Annotated in this window: 6 protein-coding genes; 3 read left to right on the top strand and 3 right to left on the bottom strand. The window is 69.7% G+C overall.

Annotated elements, in window-relative coordinates; translation table 11 throughout:
- Together ACFYZE_RS36000 and ACFYZE_RS35995 are read right to left on the bottom strand one after the other, a co-directional pair.
- Positions 1-493 (bottom strand): transposase (locus tag ACFYZE_RS36000; protein WP_389003889.1); only part of this gene is annotated, 493 nt, incomplete at its 3' end.
- Between the two features lie 618 nt (positions 494-1,111).
- Positions 1,112-1,318, bottom strand: coding sequence for a hypothetical protein (locus ACFYZE_RS35995; RefSeq protein ID WP_389003886.1), 207 nt, complete (start codon positions 1,316-1,318; stop codon positions 1,112-1,114).
- A gap of 472 nt (positions 1,319-1,790) precedes the next feature.
- On the opposite strand from ACFYZE_RS35995, the gene ACFYZE_RS35990 reads away from it, so the two are divergent.
- A complete protein-coding gene (locus ACFYZE_RS35990; protein ID WP_389003883.1) occupies positions 1,791-2,066 on the top strand; it encodes a hypothetical protein in 276 nt (91 codons plus the stop codon).
- A gap of 502 nt (positions 2,067-2,568) precedes the next feature.
- On the opposite strand, the gene ACFYZE_RS35985 is transcribed toward ACFYZE_RS35990, so the two are convergent.
- Positions 2,569-2,856, bottom strand: a complete 288-nt coding sequence (locus ACFYZE_RS35985) for a hypothetical protein (RefSeq protein WP_389003880.1) — start codon at positions 2,854-2,856, stop codon at positions 2,569-2,571.
- A gap of 598 nt (positions 2,857-3,454) precedes the next feature.
- On the opposite strand from ACFYZE_RS35985, the gene ACFYZE_RS35980 reads away from it, so the two are divergent.
- Both ACFYZE_RS35980 and ACFYZE_RS35975 read left to right on the top strand, forming a co-directional pair.
- The gene (locus ACFYZE_RS35980) at positions 3,455-4,927 is read left to right on the top strand and encodes a sialidase family protein (RefSeq protein WP_389003877.1); all 1,473 of its coding nucleotides are present in this window, start codon (positions 3,455-3,457) and stop codon (positions 4,925-4,927) included.
- Between the two features lie 103 nt (positions 4,928-5,030).
- Complete coding sequence (locus ACFYZE_RS35975; RefSeq protein ID WP_389003874.1) at positions 5,031-5,786, top strand: ASCH domain-containing protein; 756 nt, start codon at positions 5,031-5,033, stop codon at positions 5,784-5,786.
- The last annotated feature ends 181 nt before the right edge of the window (positions 5,787-5,967 follow it).

Raw genomic sequence — 5,967 nt, 5'->3', positions numbered from 1 at the left:
AGACGAAGGCGTAGGGACCGGCGTCCAGGGGCCGGTTACGAAACTCGGCGACCTGCTCGTCCAGGTGCTTGGCCATCGCGCTGACCTGCGACTTCGACAGCTGGGTGACGCCCAGGCTCTCGGCGAGCTTCTCGACCCGGCGGGTGGAGACCCCGAGCAGGTAGGCGGTGGCGACCACCGAGATGAGGGCCTGCTCGGCCCGCCGGCGCCGCTCCAGCAGCCAGTGCGGGAAGTAACTCCCGGACCTGAGCTTGGGGATGGCGAGTTCGACGGTGCCTGCCCGGGTGTCCCACTCGCGCGGGCGATATCCGTTGCGGTGATTGACTCTCTCGTCGCTGACCTGGCCGTATTCGGCGTTGCAGAGGGCGTCCGCCTCGGCGGACATGAGCGCGTCGGCGAACGTCTTGACCATCGCGCGCAGCAGATCGGGACTCGCCGCGGCGAGGTTGTCCTCAGCGAGGACGTGCAGGGGCAGACTGTCGGGTGCGGTCATCGTGCTGATCTCCTTCGGGCTTCGACACCTCGAAGATCAGCCGGTGGCCGTTCATCTATGCGGGCCTCATCCCAACGCCGGAGCAAACCCCCGGATAGGTCGAACCCGTACACCACTTCCCTGGACGCAACCGCACGGACTTCGACGGCACGGAGCGCTCACCCATGCGCAACGCTGAGGCGCGGGGCGAGGGCGCGCTCGCCCATGACGAGCGCCTGTTCCAAGTCGCCCTCCCGGGGCGGCAGTCACTCCCAGCGCTGAGGCGAGCGCCAGTTGTCCCGTCGCTCATCATGACGAGCCGCGAGCTGGCAGCCGAGATGGGGACCGATACGCGGCCGAGCCTGCCGCTCAGGACTACCTCGCTCGCCTCCGCGAGCTTGGGCAAGGAACGCCCGGCTTCTTGCCTCAGTAACAGAAGGTGCGGCCTACGGCCGCACAAAACCTTGGCAGCTCGCTGCGCTCGCGCGCGACGGCGTTCGGGAGCTCCCGCCCGCCGCGTGCTTCCGGGCCGACTCGGACCTGGCGTGCCCGACGGGTCGGCACAGTCCCTGCGACTCTCCCGGCTACGCTCGCGCGGGAGCGCCCCGCGGCGCGTGGCTGCGGGGCGCCTTGCGGGGTTTAGTCGACCGTCTGGCCGTCGAACTCGCCGCCCACGCAGGGGTTGCCCGGCAAGTCGATCCGGGGCTCTCCGCCGCCCTGCCTGCACTGAGAAGGGGTGACATAGGATGGGCCACCCTGTGCGGTGGCGGTGGCGGCGCCTGTGAGGCCGAGTCCGGCGAGGGCTGCCGTAGCGATGACGGCGGCGAGGATTCGTCGAATGCGCATTTGGTTTCCCTTTCACGGATTGCCTCGGTTGGGGCACTAGTCAGCCTGATCTTCACCCATGTGGGTGGCACGTCATGTTGCTCCATTCGAGTGACAGTGCTGTCGGGTGCGGGGTCGGTGACGCGACCCGTCGGACAGGCCCTGGAACGAAGAGACCACCCCCGGCCGGAAAGGCCGGCCCCGGTTACCCAGGACGGGCGGGAGAGAGGATGCGACGCTGGAGTGAAGGCCCGCGAGTGGGGCCCGAGTGCGTCTCATCCGGTCCGGGGCCCTCTCCTTCGGCCTGGCGACCATGTCCCGGTGCGGCATGTCCCGGTGCGGCTGAATGGATGCGACGCAGAATCGTGCGGTCAGTTGGTGAGCCCGCCGGGCCGGGGCACCACTCACCGAGCGTCGCCAGGCGGCCTTACCACGTGGGTCCGGCCCGCCGGGACCAGGACCGCGCGACCAACCCGGAAGGCAGGTGTTTCCCGTGCGCACGTCGACCCGTATCGCCGGTGCCCTCACCGGCCTGACCCTCACCCTCGGCAGTGCGGTCCTCGCCGCTCCCGCGGTCCGGGCGGACATCCCCGCCTGCACACAGATGGCCGAACTGGCCGGTGCCACCGCTTCCGACTCCGTCACAGCGGCCTGCAGCCGTGGCGTGGTCGGAGACCTGCAGGCGTGTGTGACCGGGCTGACCGGGGCCGGAGTGGCGGGCGGCGCCGCGACCGCTGCCTGCCGGGCGGCGGCACACGAACCGCGTTAGAGGACCGCGCGCGGCAGGCGCCCGCCGGCACCGGTCGGAGGCAGGGACGGCCCGTCTCCTCCTCAACCCCCGGCCTGCCCGGACAGATTGCGGCCCCGGTGGACAGTCTCGACGCCAAGGACATCGACGTCGCCCCGCTCCTACCGACGCGCACGCGACGTACCGACGCGGCCGGTCGAGGTCGGTGACGTCATGCCTCTCCGGGGCCGGGCAGTCACCGCCCGGGCGCGGCGCCCAGCCTCGCCTCGCGGGCCTCATGCGGAGCGCCCATGCTGAGTAAGAGGGCGTCGTCGTCTGAGACTTGTCCTTCCCGAAGGGCGAACGAAGACGCCTGAGAGGAGTAGGAAGCCATGCGCATGCGAAGAATCCTGGGCCTCGCCCTGGCCGCCTCAACCCTTGCCGGCGTGAGCGTCGTCGGCGCTGTCGGCGCCGCGGCCGCCTCGTCTCCGAACATCTCCGCAGACGACTGCAGGGCCGCAGGCGGACAGATCGCTACACGCCCCTACGACGGCAGCGTCTGCGCGCTGCCCGACGGGACCACGCAGGCGATCACTTGACCGTTCGGCGCACGGCCGGGCAACCAGTCCGGCCGGTGCACCCGGCGCGGTGGGTATCGGGTGACGGCACCCGACCCACCGTCGGGTGGACTGCCCGCGCCCGTCCCGACATCGCGGCAGTCGCGATGGTGGACGCCGGCCGTCTCGAAGCCAAGGCTGGCCGTCACCGCTTCGAGACGGTCCGCGCCGTCCTGAACACCGCGCTCGCCGCCGTCCTGAACGGTCTCGGCCATGGCGTCACACAGTGACCGACGAGGTCGTTCGCATTTCCTAACCGTATTGATTTTCGGATTTCCCAGCTGTATTGATCAGGAGCGTTGTCGACACTCGGCATGTCTTCAACAGGCGCAGAGGAACCAGCAGTTCCGTCGGCCTCGAGCCCGGATGTGCCGACGGTGATGGAGTCTTCCTTCTGGCGCGGGCGATGATCGCGCCGCAGTCCGCATCGAGGTGGCCCTTTGCCGATGCCCTGACTCATCCCCACCGTTGAAGAGGTCCAGCAGGCCATCCCGCTCCACCAACCCCTCTGAGCCGAGGCCGACCCCGCCGGCATCGCCAACCGGCACGCGGCCCACGGCCCTCTCCGGGGACCTACGAGACGGCGCCCTGACAGCACGACCAAGGAGCCGACCGGCACGGTGCACCCGCCGGTCGGCTCCGCCGTGCTCCTGGACGACCCCGGGGACGACTCCGTCGTTCGGCCCATCAAGGGCAACGGCTGCAACGCCGAAAAGGACCAAGCGGAGTCGCCCCACCTCGCGTTCCGGTACGCCTCCGCGCTCCAGGCCGCCCTGATGACGCCCCGGCCGACAGGCCCGGAGGAGATCCCGCATGCGCGTCTTCCTGCCCTTGACCGCCGTCACCACCGCCGCGCTCCTGCTCGTCACGGTCACCGGCGCGACTCCCGCCGCGGCAGACCGGAACCCCGACGGCACACCACTGGTCAGGGTGTCCCAGGGCGACCCGTACGCGAAGTGCACCATCGGCGCGAGGTCCCCCGACAGCGTCGTCTACCCGGGCACCGAGGTCGAGCCGTACCTGTCCGTCGATCCGCGCGACCCGAAGCGCGTGGTCACCGTGTTCCAGCAGGACCGCTGGAACGACGGCGGCGCCCGTGGCCTGGTGGCCGGCTGGACCACGGACGGCCGCACCTTCCACCGGAGCACGTTGCCGTTCAGCCTGTGCGCCCCCGGCGGCGCGGACTACGAACGGGCCACCGACCCCTGGGTGAGCACCGGACCGGACGGCACGGTCTACGCCGGCGGAGAGGGCGTCGACTTCACGAAGAGCACGCGCAGCGCCCTCCTGGCAGTCACGTCCCGCGACGGCGGCCGCACTTGGCAGAACCTCACCACCACGCACGTCGACGAGCAGCCGTTCTTGAACGACAAGCCCACACTCACCGCCGACCCGATCCGCAAGGGCACTGCCTACCAGGTCTGGAACCGCCTCGACAACGACCCACCCGGCCCCAGCTCCCTCGACGGTCCCGGCTACATCTCCCTCACCCGCGACGGCGGGCGCACCTGGAGCAAGGCCCGGCCGTTCGTCGACACCAGCGCCGTACCCAACACCCAGACCATCGGCCATCTGATCGTCGTCGACCGGCGCACCGGCACCCTGTACGACTTCTTCGACCGGATCACCTACTCCGACGACCTGAGCACCGTCGTCGAAGCCCGCTACGAGGTGGTCACCTCGACCGACGCCGGGGAGACCTGGAGCGCCCCGGTCACCGTGGCCCGGGACACCTCCGTACCGGAGGTCGACCCGAACGACCCCACCAAACTGCTGCGCGACGGGACCACCCTGCCGAGCCCGGCCGTCGACCCCAGGACAGGGACGCTGTACATGGCCTACGAGGGCTCGGACTTCTCCGGTGGAAGGTTCGACTCCGTCCAGCTTGTGCGGTCCACCGACGGCGGACGCACCTGGGGGAACCCGGAGCTGATCAGCCCCAAGGGCGTTCCGGCCTTCTCACCGTCGATCGCGGTCGCCGAGCGGGGCACGGTCGCGCTCACTTACTACGACCTGCGCTTCCTCAAGCCCGGCAACACCACCACCCTGCCAACCGCCTACCAACTGGCCACGCTGCGGCGCGGAAACCCGAAGCTCCGGACCGAACGACGGATTTCGCGAATCTTCGACTGGCTACAGGCGCCGTTCGCCGGGGGCTACTTCCTCGGCGACTACCAAGGCCTGGTGGCGGACGGCAAGGGAGTACGGGCGGTGCTCACCGAGACCCACTCCGGGGCACCACAGAACCGTACGGACGTGTACACCAGCAGTCTCCGCACCCGCTGACCGACGCGGACGCCGTCGGCCGGCCCGGCCGCCGACGGCCGCAGACAGGCCTCGGCTCCTCCTGTGGTCGTCGCTCCCGAGCGCCGGTCGTAGGGTGCTGTGCGTGGACGGAACCCTGCATTTGCCGACGCAAGAAGACATGGAACTGATCGAGTTGGCCCGGCGCATCGTGGAGGCCAACGGCGACGGTGAGGTGCACACGGTTGGCGCCGCTGTCCGGGATGCCCGAGGACAGGTGTTCGGTGGCATCAACCTCTACCACTTCACCGGTGGGCCCTGTGCGGAGCTCGTGGCGCTCGGGCATGCCCGTGCGGCGGGGGCGCGTGACCTGACGACGATCGTCGCGGTCGGCGACCGGGACCGCGGGGTGCTCGCGCCGTGCGGTCGTGACCGGCAAGTCCTCCTCGACCACCATCCAGGCATCCGCGTCCTGGTTCCGACGGCCGAAGGAGTCCGCAGCGTCTCCGTGGCCGACCTCCTGCCCCACAGCTATGTGTGGGCTGAGCACGCCGTGCCCTCCGAACCTGGCCGTCATGCGGCGGCCAGGCAGTCCTTGTACTTCCATCCGGACTATCTGAACGCCGTCCGCACGGGACGGAAGACGACGACCGTACGCTTCCGGGATCCGGTTGCCCCGGGGCCGGTCGGCATGGTCTTCGAGCTCGATGAGGAGGTGGTGCTGGAGGGTGTCGTCACACAGATCACGTCGAAGAAGGTCGGCGAGCTGACCGAGCAGGACGCCGTCGCCGACGGGTTCCGCGATCTCGCAGAACTCCACGACAGGCTGCGGTACCACTACCCCGACATCGGTTCCGCCGACGACGTCGCCATCGTCCACTTCCGCTTGGCCGACGCCTGACCCGTGCGTACGGGATGTGGAGCCCCGGTGGCTCGCGCCACGGCGATTGTCGAGACCGTCGACGAGGTTGGATCTGTTCACGAGAACCGGTTCTGGCCCAACTTTTGTGGTGCGGTGACGCTCGGTGTTGCTGAAGGATGCTGTGCATGGTGATGTGCCACCACGACCGACAGGGGTGTAG

It is taken from the genome of Streptomyces sp. NPDC001796 (genome assembly GCF_042892355.1).
Classification (GTDB): domain Bacteria; phylum Actinomycetota; class Actinomycetes; order Streptomycetales; family Streptomycetaceae; genus Streptomyces.
The sequence above is the reverse complement of the archived record's forward strand: the minus strand, read 5'-3'. Positions and strand labels throughout refer to the sequence as shown.

What these genes read in the sequence shown, in the direction of transcription:
- ACFYZE_RS35995 (WP_389003886.1), bottom strand. Translation starts at nt 1,318, where the DNA reads ATGCGCATTCGACGAATCCTCGCCGCCGTCATCGCTACGGCAGCCCTC.
- ACFYZE_RS35980 (WP_389003877.1), top strand. Translation starts at nt 3,455, where the DNA reads ATGCGCGTCTTCCTGCCCTTGACCGCCGTCACCACCGCCGCGCTCCTG.
- ACFYZE_RS35985 (WP_389003880.1), bottom strand. Translation starts at nt 2,856, where the DNA reads ATGGCCGAGACCGTTCAGGACGGCGGCGAGCGCGGTGTTCAGGACGGC.